17 protein-coding genes are annotated in these 17,681 nt (G+C 47.3%); 7 read left to right on the top strand and 10 right to left on the bottom strand.

Features of this window, described 5'->3' with window-relative positions:
- The first annotated feature begins 110 nt into the window (after window positions 1–110).
- Together AAGC78_RS02785 and AAGC78_RS02780 are read left to right on the top strand one after the other, a co-directional pair.
- On the top strand, window positions 111–2,831 hold the full coding sequence (locus AAGC78_RS02785) for a PD-(D/E)XK nuclease family protein (protein ID WP_435782508.1): 2,721 nt from the start codon (window positions 111–113) through the stop codon (window positions 2,829–2,831).
- A 3-nt stretch (window positions 2,832–2,834) separates the two neighbouring features.
- Complete coding sequence (locus tag AAGC78_RS02780; RefSeq protein ID WP_435782507.1) at window positions 2,835–6,362, top strand: UvrD-helicase domain-containing protein; 3,528 nt, start codon at window positions 2,835–2,837, stop codon at window positions 6,360–6,362.
- A gap of 33 nt (window positions 6,363–6,395) precedes the next feature.
- On the opposite strand, the gene AAGC78_RS02775 is transcribed toward AAGC78_RS02780, so the two are convergent.
- Genes AAGC78_RS02775 through AAGC78_RS02765 form a run of 3 tightly spaced genes read right to left on the bottom strand, consistent with a single transcriptional unit; the run spans window position 6,396 to window position 7,788 of the window.
- Window positions 6,396–6,638 carry a helix-hairpin-helix domain-containing protein gene (locus tag AAGC78_RS02775; protein ID WP_435782506.1) on the bottom strand — a complete coding sequence of 81 codons (243 nt, stop codon included), beginning with the start codon at window positions 6,636–6,638 and terminating at the stop codon, window positions 6,396–6,398.
- 33 nt (window positions 6,639–6,671) lie between these two features.
- Entirely contained in the window at window positions 6,672–7,118 is a 447-nt protein-coding gene (locus AAGC78_RS02770) for a DUF3592 domain-containing protein (protein WP_435782505.1), read from the bottom strand.
- A gap of 46 nt (window positions 7,119–7,164) precedes the next feature.
- Window positions 7,165–7,788: a DJ-1/PfpI family protein gene (locus AAGC78_RS02765; protein ID WP_435782504.1), complete on the bottom strand. Its 624-nt coding sequence runs from the start codon at window positions 7,786–7,788 to the stop codon at window positions 7,165–7,167.
- Window positions 7,789–7,971: 183 nt separating this feature from the next.
- Here AAGC78_RS02765 and AAGC78_RS02760 point away from each other — a divergent pair, with 183 nt between their 5' ends.
- Window positions 7,972–8,454: an asparaginase domain-containing protein gene (locus AAGC78_RS02760; protein WP_435782503.1), complete on the top strand. Its 483-nt coding sequence runs from the start codon at window positions 7,972–7,974 to the stop codon at window positions 8,452–8,454.
- Window positions 8,455–8,544: 90 nt separating this feature from the next.
- Here AAGC78_RS02760 and AAGC78_RS02755 read toward each other — a convergent pair whose 3' ends face one another.
- Window positions 8,545–10,014 carry an inorganic phosphate transporter gene (locus tag AAGC78_RS02755; protein WP_435782502.1) on the bottom strand — a complete coding sequence of 490 codons (1,470 nt, stop codon included), beginning with the start codon at window positions 10,012–10,014 and terminating at the stop codon, window positions 8,545–8,547.
- Between the two features lie 334 nt (window positions 10,015–10,348).
- On the bottom strand, window positions 10,349–10,555 hold the full coding sequence (locus tag AAGC78_RS02750; protein ID WP_039913407.1) for a cold-shock protein: 207 nt from the start codon (window positions 10,553–10,555) through the stop codon (window positions 10,349–10,351).
- A 486-nt stretch (window positions 10,556–11,041) separates the two neighbouring features.
- Between AAGC78_RS02750 and fnr the strand changes: the two genes are divergently transcribed.
- From fnr to AAGC78_RS02735, 3 genes are read left to right on the top strand one after another with little or no spacing between them, the layout of a single operon-like run.
- On the top strand, window positions 11,042–11,800 hold the full coding sequence (gene fnr, locus AAGC78_RS02745) for a fumarate/nitrate reduction transcriptional regulator Fnr (protein WP_435782501.1): 759 nt from the start codon (window positions 11,042–11,044) through the stop codon (window positions 11,798–11,800).
- A gap of 19 nt (window positions 11,801–11,819) precedes the next feature.
- Complete coding sequence (locus tag AAGC78_RS02740) at window positions 11,820–12,413, top strand: DUF4202 domain-containing protein (protein ID WP_435782500.1); 594 nt, start codon at window positions 11,820–11,822, stop codon at window positions 12,411–12,413.
- A 50-nt stretch (window positions 12,414–12,463) separates the two neighbouring features.
- Window positions 12,464–12,841 carry a SirB2 family protein gene (locus AAGC78_RS02735; RefSeq protein WP_435782499.1) on the top strand — a complete coding sequence of 126 codons (378 nt, stop codon included), beginning with the start codon at window positions 12,464–12,466 and terminating at the stop codon, window positions 12,839–12,841.
- 83 nt (window positions 12,842–12,924) lie between these two features.
- Here the strand turns inward: AAGC78_RS02735 and AAGC78_RS02730 are convergent, their stop codons facing one another.
- From AAGC78_RS02730 to AAGC78_RS02720, 3 genes are all read right to left on the bottom strand, one after another.
- Entirely contained in the window at window positions 12,925–13,263 is a 339-nt protein-coding gene (locus AAGC78_RS02730; protein WP_435782498.1) for a hypothetical protein, read from the bottom strand.
- A 145-nt stretch (window positions 13,264–13,408) separates the two neighbouring features.
- On the bottom strand, window positions 13,409–14,416 hold the full coding sequence (locus AAGC78_RS02725; RefSeq protein WP_435782497.1) for a rhodanese-related sulfurtransferase: 1,008 nt from the start codon (window positions 14,414–14,416) through the stop codon (window positions 13,409–13,411).
- Window positions 14,417–14,521: 105 nt separating this feature from the next.
- Complete coding sequence (locus tag AAGC78_RS02720; protein ID WP_435782496.1) at window positions 14,522–14,875, bottom strand: BolA family protein; 354 nt, start codon at window positions 14,873–14,875, stop codon at window positions 14,522–14,524.
- Between the two features lie 201 nt (window positions 14,876–15,076).
- Here AAGC78_RS02720 and AAGC78_RS02715 point away from each other — a divergent pair, with 201 nt between their 5' ends.
- A complete protein-coding gene (locus AAGC78_RS02715) occupies window positions 15,077–15,280 on the top strand; it encodes a hypothetical protein (RefSeq protein ID WP_435782495.1) in 204 nt (67 codons plus the stop codon).
- 72 nt (window positions 15,281–15,352) lie between these two features.
- Here the strand turns inward: AAGC78_RS02715 and galK are convergent, their stop codons facing one another.
- Both galK and AAGC78_RS02705 read right to left on the bottom strand, forming a co-directional pair.
- Window positions 15,353–16,504 (bottom strand): galactokinase, encoded by a 1,152-nt coding sequence (gene galK, locus AAGC78_RS02710; RefSeq protein WP_435782494.1) that lies wholly within the window; start codon window positions 16,502–16,504, stop codon window positions 15,353–15,355.
- A 7-nt stretch (window positions 16,505–16,511) separates the two neighbouring features.
- Complete coding sequence (locus tag AAGC78_RS02705) at window positions 16,512–17,555, bottom strand: UDP-glucose--hexose-1-phosphate uridylyltransferase (protein WP_435782493.1); 1,044 nt, start codon at window positions 17,553–17,555, stop codon at window positions 16,512–16,514.
- Window positions 17,556–17,681: the final 126 nt, after the last annotated feature.

Below are 17,681 nucleotides of genomic sequence, written 5' to 3'. Positions count from 1 at the left end.
GCTCCCTGTACAGAAGCCAACAGAGACGCGCTAACAAGGCCTAAATTTCTGTTGCCGACGCAATCCCGATGCCATAATACGGCACTATTTCCGGCTACTGAAAAATCATCATGGTTGATACCTATTTCAATATTGATTCCTATCTGCCCGCCATAGCATCCGGCGAGCTGATCATCACCGCCAACAATCGCCTGCGCAATCATATGCTGCGCGCCTATGGGCAACAGCAGCAGGATAAAACCAGCGTGTGGCCGAGCCCGCGCATCTATTCGCTTAGCCAATGGATTGGATTGAATTGGGAGCTACTGCAACGCCGTGCTTATGCACCTGCGGCCAAACGGATTATCAACAACCTGCAACGCCAAACCTTGTGGGAAAAAATTATCGGTGAATCATCACTCGCTGCCGCGTTGCTGCAACCGGAGCCATTAGCGCAAGCTGCCGATAGCGCCCTGCGCAATCTCGAACTCTGGCAATTGAACGAAGAACAAGTGCGTGCTGCAGAGCCACTGCTAAATAACCAAAGCAACACCTACTGCTGGCTCACCTGGTTAGGCGAATTCCGTGCGCGTTTGGCGCAGTTGGGATTTATCACTCAGGAAATGGCAAACCAGATTCTCATCGATGCATTTAAAAATGGGCAGATTGCACAAGAGGCGATCATCCATCTCACTGGTTTTGATGACATTCCACCGCAACACCAGGATTTAATTAATAGCGCTTGTCATGAATTAACCAATATCAAATCGGATAATTCACAAACACAACTAATCCGCACCGAAACACAAAATAGCGAAGCTGAAATTCGCGCATCTGCCCTGTGGAGCAAACAACAACTGGAGCAGAATCCTGCGGCGATGATTGGCATCATCGTGCCCAACCTTGGCCAATGCCGCGATCAGGTTGAACGCATATTTGTAGAAGTATTTGAACCGCTCGCCGCGCTACCTGATCGCCCGCGTTACACATTGCCATTTAACTTTTCTGCCGGTACCCCACTCGGCGCCACGCCAATTATTACGGCGACGCTGGATTTGCTGGAACTGCAAAAATCATCTTGGGATTTGGAGGCCATTTGTAATTTATTGCTTTCTCCCTTTTTTGGTAATGCCGATCAAGAATTGGTATTGCGCACCCATCTGATCCAAACATTGCGCAAGCTTGGGAAATTCACCATCAGCCTGAGTGATTTGCGTTATCACTGTCAAAAGCTGTCAAGCAAGTTGGGCATCGCTGAAAGTGACACCAATCTCGCTACACGATTAGTGCAATTGGAGAATTATCGTCGCCAAACCTTTAGCAATCGCACAGCACAATACTGGAGTGATTTCTTCCAGCAACATTTGCAGCTGCTCAATTGGCCAGGCACAAGGCGACTGGATAGTCAGGAGCACCAACAGTTAACGCTCTGGAACCAAGTGCTGGAACAATTTCTACAATTGGATGGTACTGGCATTCAATTTAGTTACGCAGGCGCGATCCAACAATTACGCAGCATTGCTGGCAAAACACCGTTCCAGGCACAAACCCCGAATTCACCGATTCAAATTCTCGGTGCGCTGGAAGGCGCCGGTTTGCAATTCAGTCATTGCTGGGTGATGGGATTGCATCATCGCCAATGGCCGCCAGTGCCCGCCCCCAATCCTCTATTACCGAGTAATTTGCAACGCACACAAAAAATGCCGCACGCGAGTGCCGAACGGGAATTGCAGTTTGCACGCGCACTCACCGATCACTATCGCCAATGCGCACCCATTGTCGTTTTCAGTTCTGCACACAGTGATGACGACAGCGAACTTAGCCCAAGCGCATTGATTCGCCATTTACCGCTGACTCCGCTCGACAACTTGATTGGAGCATCAGAAAGTATCAGCGCAGAAAATTACCGCGCAATGGCAGCAGCCAATACTCTGGAAATAGTTAATACCGCGCAAGCACCGCAATTAATTATCGGAGAGGAACCCGTGCGCGGCGGAGCTAATATCTTTAAAGAACAAGCTGCCTGTCCGTTTAATGCATTTGCACGTTTACGTTTAGGTGCGACGAGCATTGATGATCCCGTCGCCGGTTTTTCTGCTATCGAACGCGGCAACTTATTGCACGATGCTCTCGCCATGATCTGGCGCGAACTCAAAGACCAGACCAGTCTGCTGGCGCTGGACGAAAGCGCGCTAACCGCACTAATTAGCCAAACAACACAAATTGCGGTGGATTCACTTAAACAAAAACGCGGTACCAGTATCGGTGTATTTTACGCGCAACTCGAACAAGAACGACTAACACACTTAATTGCGGAATGGCTTGCACAGGAAAAAACTCGCCCGGCATTTTCTGTGGTCGCAATAGAACAGGAAGTCGTACTCGAATTTGCAGATCTACCACTGCGCTTGCGAATAGACCGTATTGATCAACTGCAAAATGGCGAACTGCTTTTGATTGACTACAAAACCGGCCAACCAAAATTGCAAAGCTGGTTGGGCGAACGTATGGATGAGCCACAATTACCGCTCTATGCGGTAACAGCCACCAACCAGGTTGCCGCAATCGCCTTCGCACAAATTAATGCGAAGGCAATGAAATGGATCGGCACCGGTGAATTGAGTATTCAACATGAGGGAATTTTCCCCGGCAAGCAATCATGGGAACAGCAATTACACGATTGGCAAATGCACTTACATCAGTTGGCCGCTGATTTTATCCAAGGCGATGTAAGGGTCGATATAAAAAGTCCGGCTGCCGCGCAATACGCTGAAGACCTACTGCCATTGAATCGCCTGCAAGAAAAAGATGCGCTCGATGCGTTTATCCGTCGCATGCAGGGAGCGGTGTAATCAATGACAAATAATCAAATACAAACCACTCAACCAATCGATCAACAAGTTCGTTTTGATGCGCTCGATCCACAAACGTCTTTTGCCGTTTCTGCACCCGCTGGTTCAGGAAAAACCGGATTATTAACCCAGCGCGTACTAACCCTGCTTGCCTATTGCGATGAACCGGAAGAAGTATTAGCAATTACCTTTACGCGCAAAGCCGCTGGCGAAATGCAAGACCGGATTATGCATGCACTGTGGCAAGCTGCTGATCAACCAGAGCCACAAGATCCCCACGCGCATCGCACCTGGCAACTTGCGCAGAAGGTATTACAGCGCGATCGCGAATTACAATGGAATTTATTGCAAAGCCCGCAGCGTTTACGCGTGCAAACTATCGATAGTTTGTGTCGCTCTATCACCAAACAATTACCGCTCGCCAGCGGCATAGGTGCGCAGCCAGACACATTGGAAGATGCTGATCAAGCTTATCGTTTGGCAGTGCGTGAACTCTTTAAATTGCTCGAACAAGAGTCGCCGCTGCGCGATGAACTAACCCGCTTGTTGCGCCATTTAGATAACAACTTACAAGCAGTAGAAAATTTATTAATCAGCTTACTCGCCAAGCGCGAACAATGGCTCGGCGTACTATTACAAGCACGCCATGAGGATGCGCGCGAATACCTTGAGCGCGTATTGCGCGATGTGGTGTGCGAACATCTTGAGCAAGTCGAAGCTGCGTTGCTCATTCACAGCAGCGAGCTATGCAACATTGCTGACCGTGCTGCGACGAATCTACAAGAAGAAGGTGAACGTAAAAATCGCATTCACGAATTACTTGGCATTAATGCCCTGCCCCAAGCCGAACCTGAATCACTCAATCATTGGCTTGCGCTTGTCGACTTACTTTTAACCAATGGTGGCACCTGGCGTGCACGCCTCACCAAAGCAGAAGGATTTCCAGCGGGCAAAGAAAATGCAGAATTAAAAAATCGTTTTAGTGAGCTAATCGCCGCGATTACCGATACCGCGCCAGAAGCAGAGCAATTATTACAAGAGGTTCGCTCATTACCATCTGCCGCTTATGCAGACAGCCAATGGCAATTACTCGACAGCCTCACCAGCATTCTGCCAATTCTTGTGGCACAACTGACTATCGTATTCAAACAACAAAGCGCAACTGACTATACTGCCATTAGCCAAGCTGCGTTACTGGCGTTAGGTGAGGAAGATTCGCCAACCGATTTAGCGCTGCAACTGGACTATCGCATTCGCCATATTCTGGTAGACGAATTCCAGGACACAGCCAGTCCGCAACTTGAACTACTACGTAAACTCACCAGTGGTTGGCAAGCAGGTGATGGGCGCACATTGTTTATCGTAGGTGACGGCATGCAATCCTGTTACGGATTCCGCAACGCCAATGTCGGTCTATTTTTAGATGCTCGTCAACAAGGCATAGGCACCGTCGATTTAACAGCGCTGGATTTGCGCGTGAATTTCCGCTCACAGGCCGGTGTCGTCAATTGGGTAAATGGTATTTTCCAAAACGCATTTCCGCTGCAAGACGATATCAGTCGCGGCGCAGTATGCTATTCGCCTTCGGTAGCATTTAAACCTGCCATTGATGGCGATGCGGTTAGTTTTTATGCATGCACCTATCCGTCTGAAAGCAAGAATGCCGACAGCAGAAATAGCGATGATAATGACGAAGAAATTCCATCACGCCTGAATGCCCAACAACAAGAAGCAGAAAAAGTTGTCGAGTTGGTACAACAATCGCGCTACGACAATCCCGCAGGCAGCATCGCCATTTTGGTGCGCACACGCAATCATCTCGCACGCATATTGCCTGCACTCACTGCTGCAGGATTACATTACCAGGCCACTGAAATTGATCGTCTCGCCAGCCGTATGGCAATTATGGATTTGCTATCACTCACACGCGCACTATTAAATCCATCTGATCGCATCGCGTGGTTGTCGTTATTGCGTGCCCCCTGGTGCGGCTTGGATAATAACGACTTACATAAAGTTTCAACCTTTGATCTCGCCGAAGAAAATCCGCGCGTTAACGACACAGCGTTTGCTGTTATTTGGCCGCAATTGCATTTGCATGAGCAGATAAATGGTTTGAGCAGTAATGGAAAAGCGATCCTTGCACGTGTTGTACCTATTCTCGAACAAGCACTACAAGAACGCTATCGCAAACCATTGCGTCAATGGGTTGAAGGAATCTGGTTTGCATTGGGTGGTCCTGCAACTTTGCTTGATGCGAATGACCAAGACAATATCAGCAGCTTTTTCGCACTGCTTGACAAACACCAACAAGGTGGAAGTATTCGCGATTGGCAAGCCTTTAATAACGCTATCGATCGACTATTTGCAGCTCCGCGTGCAGACGCAGATCCAAAACTGCAAGTAATGACCATCCACAAATCCAAAGGTTTGGAATTTGATACCGTTATAATTCCCGGGCTTGATCGCAGCGCCCGTAAAGACGATAAACAATTGTTGCTCTGGCAAGAACGTATTAATCACCACGGCGAAAAACAATTGTTGCTCGGCTCGCTGGCGGCCGCAGGAAAAGAAGAGGATGGCCTCTACACCTTCATGCGCCGTGAGGCCGATAAACAACAGGCTTTCGAAGCTACACGGCTTTTATACGTCGGCTGCACCCGCGCCATTAAGCGCTTGCATTTACTTGCTTGCATCAGAACCAAAGAAGAAGAGCTTGAAGCGCCCGCAAAAGTATCCTTGCTCCACAGCATTTGGCCTTTTGTAAAAGAAAATGCAATCACGGTGAATAGCGCGAGTTATTCAAGCCGCAATGAATTATCGAGCATTGAAAATACAAAACCCGGTTTACAACATATCTTGCGCCTGCCAGCGCAATGGCAAGCACCTGCATTAACCGATGTAACATTACTAAAAGAGTATCGCGGCCACGAATTCAGCATGAGTGAAGATGACAATCCACTCAATATTCCTGAAGTAGAAACCACCAGCGCCCGCCTCGCCCGCCATACCGGCACAGTGATTCACGGCGCACTGCAAGCCTTGGTGGAAAACAAACTGATCACCAACTCCAACTGCATTCCAGCAGCAGAGTTTATTAACCAACAACAAGATTTTTGGAAAATCCAGTTACAACAACTTGGCTGGAGCGATGAAAACCTGGCGCGCGCGCTACAAAAAGTAGCCACCACCATCTCCGCCACACTCAGCAGCGAACAAGGCCGCTGGTTACTCAATAGCGACCACGAACGAAGCGCCTGCGAACTCTCGTTAATGCAAAAAGATAAACAGGATGTACGTGAATCCATTATCGACCGTACTTTTGTTGCAGATGGCACCCGTTGGATTGTGGATTATAAAAGCAGCGAGCTGGAAGCTGGACACACTATGGAAGAGTTTATCGCACATGAAACTGAAGCCTATAAAAATCAGCTGCAGCGATATAAAAATCTGTTAAGTTCGATGGAAAATCTACCAATAAAGACTGCGCTTTATTTGGTTACGTTCGGCATGTTTATTGAGGTTGAATAAGCGATATCTAAACCTATTTAAAACATAAAATATTTACACCCGCTGGAAAGATTTTGCCAGGGATATGGCCGCTTGAATTGCAGCGCGAGCTTGCGGGCTATTCTTCCAACATGTAGAACCCAGCATGGCTGATGCTTGAGAAACAATGTCTACCGTATCAGCTTGACTGAGTTGTGCTAGCGAACTAAAACCCATTTGCTCAAGGCGAGTAACCACGGTAGGCCCTACACCTTTAATATTCAATAATGCGTTCCGCTCCTCTGCCGAAAATGCCATATTTTTCTCCAATAGAAAGAATCCAGAGATTTTCTATTTAGTTCTCTTCCAAATAAAAAAACCTAACCATAAAAAGCCACCAGAAAATATCAGCGCAATTAAGTGACTGCCTTTAAAACCCACTACGATTACAGAGTCAGTGTAATCCTCAGGATTTACATAGACCTTAACTGTTTTGCCCGACATCTCCGCATCCGTTGTTTTGCTTATGCCATAACCTATACGTGAGTTCTGATACTTTCTGCCTTCAATTTCATAAGAGTAACTGAACAGACTAGTGCCATATAAACCACTCAGCGCTGAAACACTTGACCTGCCGCTGCCATCAACCACTCCAGAGTAGGTTGGCCAATTTTCAGCAGCCATACTATTGAGAACATTTTTACTGGCAGAGAGAAACAAAAATCCCGCCGCCAATATACATAAGCCAAAAAACAATGAGCGTAAGCGCTGGTATTTTTTCTCCATATCATTATTCATTCATTACCCACCAAGATTGTCGTTTTCTGACTCAAAAAATCATTCATCAATTATGTAAACTACTTATTCCATTGCGAGTCCACTCAAATTCCATTTGTTTTGCTGTACGCTCAGCTAACGGCAAACCTGCAAAGCGTTCAATAAGGTGCAGGCTCATATCAATGCCTGCCGAGATTCCTGCGGAGGTTACCACTGAACCTTCATCTACCCAACGCACATCACTAATAACATCCAGCGACGGGAACATGTTTTTCAAATCGTTTTGATCTTCCCAATGTGTGGTGACTTTGTGTGTCGTAAGCAATCCCGCTTTGGCTAATAAGAACGCGCCAGTACAAACAGATGCAGTAATCGCAGTAGAACTAGCCGTGCGACTTATCCAGTCTTGCACATAAGGCTTTTGCATTTCAGCATTCACAACACCGCCGGGAATAATTAATACATCCAAACCAGGATGCGTATTCAATTGGAAATCAGGAATAAACTTCAGCCCTGCCCTCGCAGTTACGGGCTCCAGACTCTCAGCGATTGCATAAACATTAAAAATTGGCGGCAGTAGAGTGCCTTCTCGCGCAGCTACTCGGGTTGCTGTCGTGAAAACTTCATAAGGACCTGCGAAGTCCAGAACTTCAATTTCCGGAAATAAAAAAATGCCTATATTGAAGCTCATCTTAATTCTCCCCCTAAATGATGTTATGGCTTATTAAAATGATGGCAAATTGAGAGTAAAATGACCACAAGTTTAGTCAATTACTAGATTATCAGCCTTACCAAACCTCTTATTACATCCCCTCTCATATTCAATTGCAGCATACTAATCAGCATTGAATAACCATCTTCTCAGGATTTACCTATGAGCGTCACGATTATTACTACCGGCGGTACTATCGATAAAATTTATTTCGATGCCAAGAATGATTTTCATATTGGACAACCCCAAGCGCCCAAAATTCTTGAGCGCGCCGGTGTAACACTGGACACACCAATCATCCCCTTGTTCCGCAAAGACAGCCTGGATATGACCGATGAAGATCGCGCGCTGGTATTTGAAACCGTTAAAAATGTGGAAGGTAAGAAAATCGTAATCACTGATGGCACAGACACAATGGCAAAAACGGGTATAGCGTTAAAAGGCATTACCGGGAAAACGATTGTGCTTATGGGTGCGATGTATCCGGCAGAATTTCGCGATTCAGATGCAGTGTTTAACTTGGGTGCTGCAGTAATGGCCGCACAGACCTTACCAGAAGGAGTTTATATTGCTATGAATGGCCGAGTATTTGACCCTGAGCGTTGCGTTAAAAATATTGAAGAGAATCGCTTTGAAGAAATTTAAACGATGAAATGACTAAAGAAAGGATTTAAAAGTTCGCCTCCAATAACAGAGGCGAACTTTACTGTGAGTTTAGATAAACAACCTACCCACTTAGATAAACAATGTACCTATGTAAAACAGTCCACCAGAGAGCAAAATAGTCACTGGCAAGGTAAATACCCAAGCAAGAAGGATGGTTTTAATAGTAGAGAATTGCAAACCGGAACGGTTGGCAACCATAGTACCGGCAACCGCAGAAGACAAAACGTGTGTAGTCGATACCGGCATTCCGGTCACACTTGCCACTCCAATTGCAGTCGCTGCTGTAATTTGCGCCGACATACCTTGTGAGTAAGTCATACCGGTTTTACCAATTTTTTCACCCACGGTATAAACGATACGCTTCCATCCCATCATGGTGCCCAAGCCTAACGCCAGCGCTACCGCGATAATTACCCAGAAAGGCGCATACTCGGTGGTTGCAGTAATGTCTTTACGCAAATTACCGAGGTCTTGTTTGTCTTTGCTTGAAAGCGCATCAATCTTGGATACTTTTTTCGCAGTGTCATCAATACACAGCAGTAAACGACGCACATCACGACGGTCATCAAGACTCAAATCTTTGTAATGAGCAGTGCCCTTCAATTCGCTAAGCAATGCATCAATCACCGGAATCGCATCATTCGCATTACATTTGAATGAACCAGACGGTATTTCCATCTGGGTTTTATCAATATCGATCAAACTGGAAAGATTGGCTTTGTTCTCGCGATAAAGGGACTTCAAATGTACAGCGGCATCGCGGGTGCGCTCGATCTCATAGGTGCTGCTATCAAGATTCAGTACGAATTGCGCGGGCGTAAGGCCGATCAACACCAACATAATAAGGCCGATACCTTTTTGGCCATCGTTCGAGCCATGCACGAAGCTAACGCCCATTGCAGATGCAACCAAGGTTACGCGAGTCCAAAACGGTGGATGTTTTTTACCGTCAATCTTTTCGCGCTCTAATGGGGTTTTGTGAATTTTAGGGCCGGTGAAAATACGCTTGAGTAACAACAAAACCAGTGCTGCAACACCGAAACCTACCAGAGGTGAAATCAGCAGCGAGAGCATAATGTCGATCGCTTTTTTGACATTCACACCTTCGTTGATTGGAATCCCGTTAATCAGTGCATTCGCAAGGCACACGCCTAACAATGAACCAATCAGAGTATGTGAGCTGGAGGCAGGGATACCGAAATACCACGTCCCAAGATTCCAGATAATCGCAGCGGTTAATAAAGAAAAGACCAACACCATGCCGTGAACCGATGTGATATTGAGCAGCATATCGACCGGCAACAAATGCACGATGGCATAGGCAACACCCAATCCACCCAGAATCACACCGAGGAAGTTGAAAATACCGGATGCGATAACCGCCGTGTAAGGCGACATCGCTTTGGTGTAGATCACGGTTGCCACAGCATTAGCGGTGTCGTGGAAGCCGTTAATAAACTCGTAAGCCAATACAAACAGCAAGGCAAAAAACAGGCTGAGGCCCATGACAAAACTGAGCCCAGTGAACATATCTAACATAAGTAATCCACTTGATTATCGAGAAAAGTGAATGCAACAAACCCGTCCCTGCCATTGCATTGAGCAAACCAGCGAGAACTGGCTAAAGACCCAGCTCAAGGCCGCATTTGGGCTAAATCGAATGGAGCGCCCACGTGGATTAATCCACATGACAATTATATTTCAAACGCAGTAACCAGTAACAGCTAGACAAACTTGGGGTAAATCTGCATCAAGGACAATTATTCAACTATTTCTGCTTTTGAGCCGTTACCAGGGGTAAATTCAAAAACAATGGGCAATAAAAAACCGCCCTTAGGCGGTTTTTCTGTCGCTATCGGTTATATCAACCAGATTAGAGACCGATTACGTTTTCAGCCTGTGGGCCTTTCTGGCCAGGCTTAACATCAAACTCTACTTTTTGGCCTTCAGCCAGGGTTTTAAAACCTGAACCGGTGATAGCGCTGTAGTGAACGAATACGTCTTGGCCAGCTTCGCTAGCGATAAAACCAAAACCTTTAGATTCGTTAAACCATTTAACAGTACCAGTACTTCTAGCCATATAAACCTCGTTGTCTTTTTATAAATAATGAAGTGAATACCCCAAGTGGAGCTTCGCTGGCGGATTCAGATGTTACTTATGAAGAACAAACCGAGGTGCTAATAGATGACTGCTAGAACAACGAGGTGACTTACCATAAATAATGCTGCGAACAGACCAGCCGGCCAAATATATTCCGCCGCCACATCCGTGTAAAGGGCTTATTGTGCGGAAGATTATGCGATTTTGGTTATAACGGATTTAGCATGCGGCAATTTGTCACTCCCGCAATCCGGCTTGACTGGATACTATTAAGCAATCCAATTTGGTTAGTTATTCACCATCTTTCACTTAACCGGGTCCCCGGTTAATCTCCTTCGGGCTGGTTCGCCAGCCCTTTTTTATCGTGCTATTTACCCTTATACCCAAAGCTGCAACAATCACTACCTCAAACTATCGCTGCCAATACTTTATCGGCGATAGCCGCTTCTTTGAGGTTAATGCCCCATGACTGTTCCACATAACATTGTGAAAGCACAGGACTCCAACTGCCCACACGATAAGAGAGTTAGCTGTGGCAATTGTCGATTAAACACCATCTGTCTGCCCATCAGCCTGCATATTGACGACATTGATCGTCTCAACAACATTATCCAGCGCGGCAAGCCCCTGCAGAAAGGCGATTTTTTATATCGCGCGAATGACCATTTTGATTCTGTCTACGCAATTCGCTCAGGTGCAGTGAAAGCCATGACACTCAGTGACAATGGCGAAGAGCAAATTACGGGATTTTATTTACCGGGCGAAGTTGTCGGGATGGATGGTATAGCAGACAACCGCTACACCAACTCGGTGATTGCATTGGAAACAGCATCGGTATGCGAGATTCCATTCAATCGCATGGAAGAATTAAGCTTGCAAATTCCAAATTTGCAACGTCACTTCTTTCAATTGATGAGCCGCGAAATTACCCAAGACCAACAAATTATTACACTGCTCAGCAAAAGCAGCGCCGAAGAGCGAATTGCCGCCCTGCTGCTCAGCATTTCCAGCCGCAATAGCCGCCGCCAATTATCAGCCAACGCTTTTCGCTTACCCATGTCACGCACTGATATAGGCAATTATTTGGGGCTGACAATTGAAACTGTGAGCCGCATTTTTACGCGTTTGCAAAAGCAAGACGTCATAGTGGTCGATAAGAAAGAAATCCTGATTAAAAATATGGATCAGTTACGCAACATCGCGAATGGCGACGCCGCTAACTAGACCAAACGAGTAACGATGAATGACCGACCTTAGCCGATTGGAAAAAACCCTCGCCGCATTCGATGCAGCAAACTTGCAAGATCCAAACACCGAAATCGTTGACGGCAAAGCAGTTGCCAAAGAATGGATTTATGCACAGCGCATGAGCGCGCAGCTGCATAAGTTTTGCGATGCACCTTCTGAAGCTCTGCAACTTGCAACCCGCAGCCAACATATTTGCCGCTGGAAAAGTCCGCGCAGTGATTATCCGATGGATAGAAGCGGCTATAAAAAATGGCGACTTGATCTGGCGCAGTTACACGGTGATATCGCCGGTGAAATAATGGCAGAGCAAGGCTATGACGAAACCATCATTGCACGCGTAAAAGATTTACTGCTCAAGCGCAGTTTAAAACGCGACGAAGAAGTCCAAGCACTGGAAGATGTTGTGTGTCTGGTGTTTATCGAATTCTATCTTGAAGACTTTGCCACCAAACACGATGAAGCAAAGCTCATCGATATCATCCAAAAAACCTGGAACAAAATGTCCCCCAAAGGCCATGAAGCCGCATTAAAACTGCCGCTATCCGATGCTATGCTCGAGCTGGTTGGCAAAGCACTGAGTGCGGCTTAAACGTTTATCGCAAGACCATAACAATTCACTTCTACAAGAAGGAAAATACCGTGTACCTAGCCCTTAAACATATCCACCTTACTTTTGTTTTTTTATCACTGCTCGCCTTTTTTGTGCGTGGACTCTGGCTGTTTATGAATTCCAGCATGCTCACTAAAAAGTGGGTCAAAATTCTTCCGCACATCATTAGCACCATCTTGCTGGTGAGTGGCATTGTGCTCGCGGTGCATTTAGGTATGTCGCCTGGCAGCCAACCGTGGTTGATGGCAAAAATCATTGGCCTGATTGTTTACATCGGCTTGGGGGTAGCAGCGTTTAAAGTACCCAACCCAACTGCGCGCAAATTGTTATGGGTAATCGCGCTAATTGTGTTTGCTTACATGGTCAGCGTGGCGATGAGTAAAAACCCAATGGGCTTTTTCGGCTAATGTTCTTTACCGAAACCCCAAATAAAAAAACCGGCCACAAAGGCCGGTTTTTTTTGCGCTCCAAGTTGCGGAGTCGCATCAAACTATGAGCTTTTTTTCAGAGAAAGCGTTGAACGCTGCGGTTTATCAGGGCGATCAGCAAAACGCTTGGCCAATTCTTCGCGGGCTTTAATTGCCTCGCTTTTTGCATCTTGTGCAGGACTGGACTGCCATGATTTGGGAGCACTACCACCTGATTTTGCCAAAAACTCCAATCCGGAGCGCAACAGGCGAGCTTGATCAACAAAACTCAACCCTTCAGGAAATTTGCCGGGAAACACTTCCGAAGGGTCTTTAGGATTACCTTCGATACGAATGTTAAACCCACTGGCATGGGTCGCTGTGCCTGTAGCCAAATCGGCCGTCCAATCATCAAAATTCATAGGTACCACTGATATTTATTAATGGAAGCTGGCATTAAAGCATAAAGTATTTATGTGACAAAATAGCTAAATGCTATTTAGTGACTTCAAACAAACATCTTCACACATCTATAGAAAGCCAAGAACGGATACGCGCGCGCGATAATTATCCCTGCTTGGCTTCAGTTCTGGACTTCAACGAAAGCTGACGCTGCTCTTCACGATGCTCAAGCTTTTGCGCACGACGCAATTGACGCTCCGGCGGCAACACACCTATGTGTGCCTGATTGCGTTGCTTGGCCAACTCGATTTGCTTTTGGCGTTCGGCAAAACGTGTGGTTTGCTCAGGGGTCAGCTTATCAAAGCAGCGCGGGCAACATACACCCATCATATATTGCTCGGATTGCTTATCTTCCTCGGTGATCGGATAGCGACAACCGTGACACTGATCGTAAACACCTTTCTCCAACTTATGATTTACCGCAACGCGATTGTCGAATACGAAACACTCGCCACGCCACAAACTTTCTTCTTCTGGTACATCCTCCAAATATTTAAGAATACCGCCTTCCAAATGGTAAACCTCATCAAACCCCTGCTCCTTCAAATAGGCAGTGGATTTTTCACAGCGAATACCACCGGTGCAAAACATGGCGACTTTTTTGTGCTTCGCAGGATCAAGATTTTCTTTCACATAAGCCGGAAACTCGCGGAAGGTTTCCGTTTTAGGATCTAACGCGCGCTCGAAGGTGCCAATCTCATACTCATAGGAGTTGCGTGTATCTACTACCACCACATCCGGATCGCTGATCAATGCATTCCAATCGCGCGGCTTAACATAGGTGCCCACAATTTTTTGCGGATCTATACCATTGACACCCATGGTGACGATTTCTTTTTTAAGCTTGACCTTCATCCGATAAAACGGCTGCGCCTCGTAAAATGATTCCTTGTAACTCAAGTTATCAAAGCGGCCATCAGCACGTAAAAATGCGGTCAGACTATCAATCCCCTCGCGTGAACCCGAAACAGTTCCGTTGATTCCCTCTTCTGCCAACAATAGCGTCCCCTTGATTCCCAACTGATCACACAGGTCTTTCAACCGGGGAACCAGCGCTTCGTAATCAGGTAGTTTGACAAATTTGTACAGGGCGGCAACAACAATTGGGTTCATAAATATCACTTCAGGGTTTATCAGTAATCAGATTTACGTATTCAAAAAACCAGCGGATTACGCAGGGCGCGCATTATAGGCGTTTAGTTTTTGCACAACCAGCACTTATTGATGGTCGTGTTTACTGCCGCCAAGACATTGCGGCGATGCCGGAACCAGCCCGCTCGCCTGCCACTCTTCCGGGCTAAAGGTATGCAATGCCAGTGCGTGAACACCCGATTGCAGCTCAGCCGCCAAGCACGCATAAATGGCCTGATGGCGCTGAACCTGGCGCTTGCCCGCAAATTGGGCCGCAGCCAAAACCACCTTAAAGTGGGTTTCTGAGCCGGGAGCAACCGAGTGCATATGGCTCTCGTTGATTACTTCCAAATGGGCCGGCGCGAACTCAGCACCCAATTTGGCAATAATTCGATTTTCGATAGGACGGTCAGTTGTGGGATGACGTTCAACAGGATTCATAAATTCACCGCTCGTTCTCAACAGCAAGCCATAATACAGGTATTCATGGATAGACGATGACTATCTATGAGTTGCCGTTTATGCAAAAAAACTTGGCGCATTTTAGCGGCAAAGATCTACACTGTGTTGACTTGGAACAATCAGTTTCCATTTAGAACCAAGGTTATAACGATAAACAGCCCGATAGAAGACGTAGCAATTATGAGTGATCACAAGTTTTTCTTTGATCGTCGCAAAGGTAATGATCGCCGACTCGATCTTGACCCCTGCAAGAATATGCCGCTGGATATCTACCACCGCAAACGCCGCAAATCCACTGAGCGCCGCACAGAAGAACGCAGCATCACCGACGACTACCTGGCCTTTGCGAACGAGGCAGATGGCACAGGCAAAACCCGGCATTAATAAAGGATGATGAGAAAGATTGAGATGTGTAGAGGGCGCTGCTTGCTGCGCCCCTACCGAAAGAAGAGATAACTAGGAAAACGCACCAGCGCTGGCTTTGGCGAGAATTAGCGTTGGCACACAGCCGGTTTTAGCTTGGTATTGCGCCTCTACCGCCGCCGCCAATTGCGGGATAACCTCCGCAGGTGCAACAGCAACAACACAACCGCCAAAGCCACCGCCGGTCATACGTGATCCCGCTTTACCCCCACCCGCCGCGGTAAGAATCTCCACCAGAGTATCGATTGCCGGAACCGTGATACTAAAGTCATCGCGCATAGAGATATGCGACTCTTTCATCACCTTAACCAAGCCCGAGAGATCGCTTTTCGACAGCGCCTCAGCTGCATCCAACGTGCGCTGGTTTTCGGTCAATACATGGCGCGCGCGACGGAAACTCAAGTCATCCAACTTGCCTTCCGCAGCAAGCAACTGATCCAAGGCAACACCACGTAGCGATTGCTGCCCAAAAAATGCGGCGGCTTGCTCGCATTGCTGGCGACGCTGGTTGTATTCGCTATCGACAAGACCGCGTTTAACACCGCTATGTACAATCAGGATTTCCCAATCAGCAGGAACCGGAACAGCGCGGGTTGATAAATCTTCGCAATCAATCAGCAGCGCAGCATGTTCTTGTCCGCGCGCGGAAATAAGCTGGTCCATAATGCCGCAATTACAGCCGACAAAATTGTTTTCTGCCGCCTGCCCCATCAAGGCCGCCTGGGTGGGATCAACTGCCTCACCGCTCAAGGTCGTAAGCGCGCGGATTAATGCCATTTCCAAGGACGCAGAACTACTTAAACCTGCACCGGAATGTAGATCACCTGCCACATATAAATCACCGCCAGCCAGCTTGAAGCCCTGCTTACGCATCTCTTGTACAACACCACGTACATAGTTGCTCCAGGATTCATTAGCATCCTGTTGCTGCTGCGCATCAAGATCAACACTGGCTGACGCGTTATCAAAGTTATACGCCACCACATTCAGGCTGCGATCGGCACGCGGCGCAAAGGCGATGTAGGTGTGATAATTGATAGCGGCTGGCAATACAAAACCGCCGTTGTAATCGGTGTGTTCGCCAATCAGGTTTACGCGCCCGGGCGCCTTAACGACAGCCTGCGGAGCAACACCAAAATGGGCTTCAAATAATTCGCTCACACGAGCGTTAGAGAGAGTCTTCACGCTCGTACTACCTCAATCGAAAATGAACAGGACTTTGTTGACGCAAACGTTCAGCGGCTTGCTCGGGCGATAAATCGCGCTGCGGCTCAGCCAACATCTCGTAACCAACCATAAATTTACGCACGCTGGCACTGCGCAACAGCGGCGGATAAAAGTGGGCATGCAATTGCCAATGCGCGGTGTCATCAGACTTAAACGGTGCGCCATGCCACCCCATCGAATAGGGAAAAGAACATTCGAACAGATTGTCGTAGCGGGCGGTGATATCGCGCAAAATAGTGCTGAGACTGTGCTGCTGCGCCTCATTCAATTCGGTGATGCGCGCTACTTTTTGTTTGGGCAACAACAGCGTCTCGTAAGGCCATGCAGCCCAAAATGGCACCACTACCAACCAATGGTCGTTCTCGACTACCACTCGCTCGCTGGCAGCAGACTCTTTCTGCGCGTAATCAAGCAATAGCGGAACCGCGTGCTGATCATGATAAATGCGTTGGTGCTCATCCTCTTTGCTCACCAGTGTTGGCAACTGTGACTGAGCCCAGATTTGCCCGTGCGGATGAGGATTGGAACAGCCCATCACGGCACCCTTGTTCTCGAAAATCTGCACGCTTGCGTATTCTTTGCCAAGATCTGCAGCCTCTGTCATCCAAGTATGGATAACAGCTTGCATCTCCTCATCATTTAATAAAGGCAAGGTTTTGCTGTGATCCGCAGAAAAACAAATAACGCGGCTGGTGCCGCGTTCCGCCTGAATCTGGAAGAGCGAATCACCGCTGGCTGGCGCATCCGGAACTTCCGGCATCAGCGCCGCAAAGTCATTGGTAAAGACAAATGTCGTCTTATAAGGAGGATTAACCTCTCCGCCTGCGCGCACATTACCTGCACATAAGTAGCAGGTTGCATCATGCGATGGACTGTCAGGCCATTGGTTTTGCTCCTGCTGTCCCTGCCAGGGGCGCTTGGTGCGATGCGGTGAGATCAGCAGCCACTCACCCAACAATGGGTTGTAGCGACGATGCGGGTGTTCGTTGACCGAAAATGATTCTTTCATAGTGTTAATTACATAACTCTTCTTATTGGATCTTACTTGGGCATATAAATATGATAATTAAACATTAACGCTAATTTACTCTAAATACATAGGCTTAGCAATCTGCAAATGCAGTTTTCGTGTTTT

It is taken from the genome of Cellvibrio sp. (assembly GCF_039207905.1).
Lineage (GTDB): Bacteria > Pseudomonadota > Gammaproteobacteria > Pseudomonadales > Cellvibrionaceae > Cellvibrio.
This window is presented reverse-complemented; position numbering and strand designations above follow the sequence as displayed.

Excerpts from the sequence above, each read along its gene's own strand:
- AAGC78_RS02725 (WP_435782497.1), bottom strand. The coding sequence starts at position 14,416 with ATGAACCCAATTGTTGTTGCCGCCCTGTACAAATTTGTCAAACTACCT.
- AAGC78_RS02775 (WP_435782506.1), bottom strand. The coding sequence starts at position 6,638 with ATGGCATTTTCGGCAGAGGAGCGGAACGCATTATTGAATATTAAAGGT.
- AAGC78_RS02750 (WP_039913407.1), bottom strand. The coding sequence starts at position 10,555 with ATGGCTAGAAGTACTGGTACTGTTAAATGGTTTAACGAATCTAAAGGT.
- AAGC78_RS02720 (WP_435782496.1), bottom strand. The coding sequence starts at position 14,875 with ATGAATCCTGTTGAACGTCATCCCACAACTGACCGTCCTATCGAAAAT.
- AAGC78_RS02715 (WP_435782495.1), top strand. The coding sequence starts at position 15,077 with ATGAGTGATCACAAGTTTTTCTTTGATCGTCGCAAAGGTAATGATCGC.
- AAGC78_RS02785 (WP_435782508.1), top strand. The coding sequence starts at position 111 with ATGGTTGATACCTATTTCAATATTGATTCCTATCTGCCCGCCATAGCA.
- AAGC78_RS02765 (WP_435782504.1), bottom strand. The coding sequence starts at position 7,788 with ATGAGCTTCAATATAGGCATTTTTTTATTTCCGGAAATTGAAGTTCTG.
- AAGC78_RS02740 (WP_435782500.1), top strand. The coding sequence starts at position 11,820 with ATGACCGACCTTAGCCGATTGGAAAAAACCCTCGCCGCATTCGATGCA.
- AAGC78_RS02755 (WP_435782502.1), bottom strand. The coding sequence starts at position 10,014 with ATGTTAGATATGTTCACTGGGCTCAGTTTTGTCATGGGCCTCAGCCTG.
- fnr (WP_435782501.1), top strand. The coding sequence starts at position 11,042 with ATGACTGTTCCACATAACATTGTGAAAGCACAGGACTCCAACTGCCCA.
- AAGC78_RS02780 (WP_435782507.1), top strand. The coding sequence starts at position 2,835 with ATGACAAATAATCAAATACAAACCACTCAACCAATCGATCAACAAGTT.
- AAGC78_RS02705 (WP_435782493.1), bottom strand. The coding sequence starts at position 17,555 with ATGAAAGAATCATTTTCGGTCAACGAACACCCGCATCGTCGCTACAAC.
- AAGC78_RS02760 (WP_435782503.1), top strand. The coding sequence starts at position 7,972 with ATGAGCGTCACGATTATTACTACCGGCGGTACTATCGATAAAATTTAT.
- AAGC78_RS02730 (WP_435782498.1), bottom strand. The coding sequence starts at position 13,263 with ATGAATTTTGATGATTGGACGGCCGATTTGGCTACAGGCACAGCGACC.
- AAGC78_RS02770 (WP_435782505.1), bottom strand. The coding sequence starts at position 7,118 with ATGAATAATGATATGGAGAAAAAATACCAGCGCTTACGCTCATTGTTT.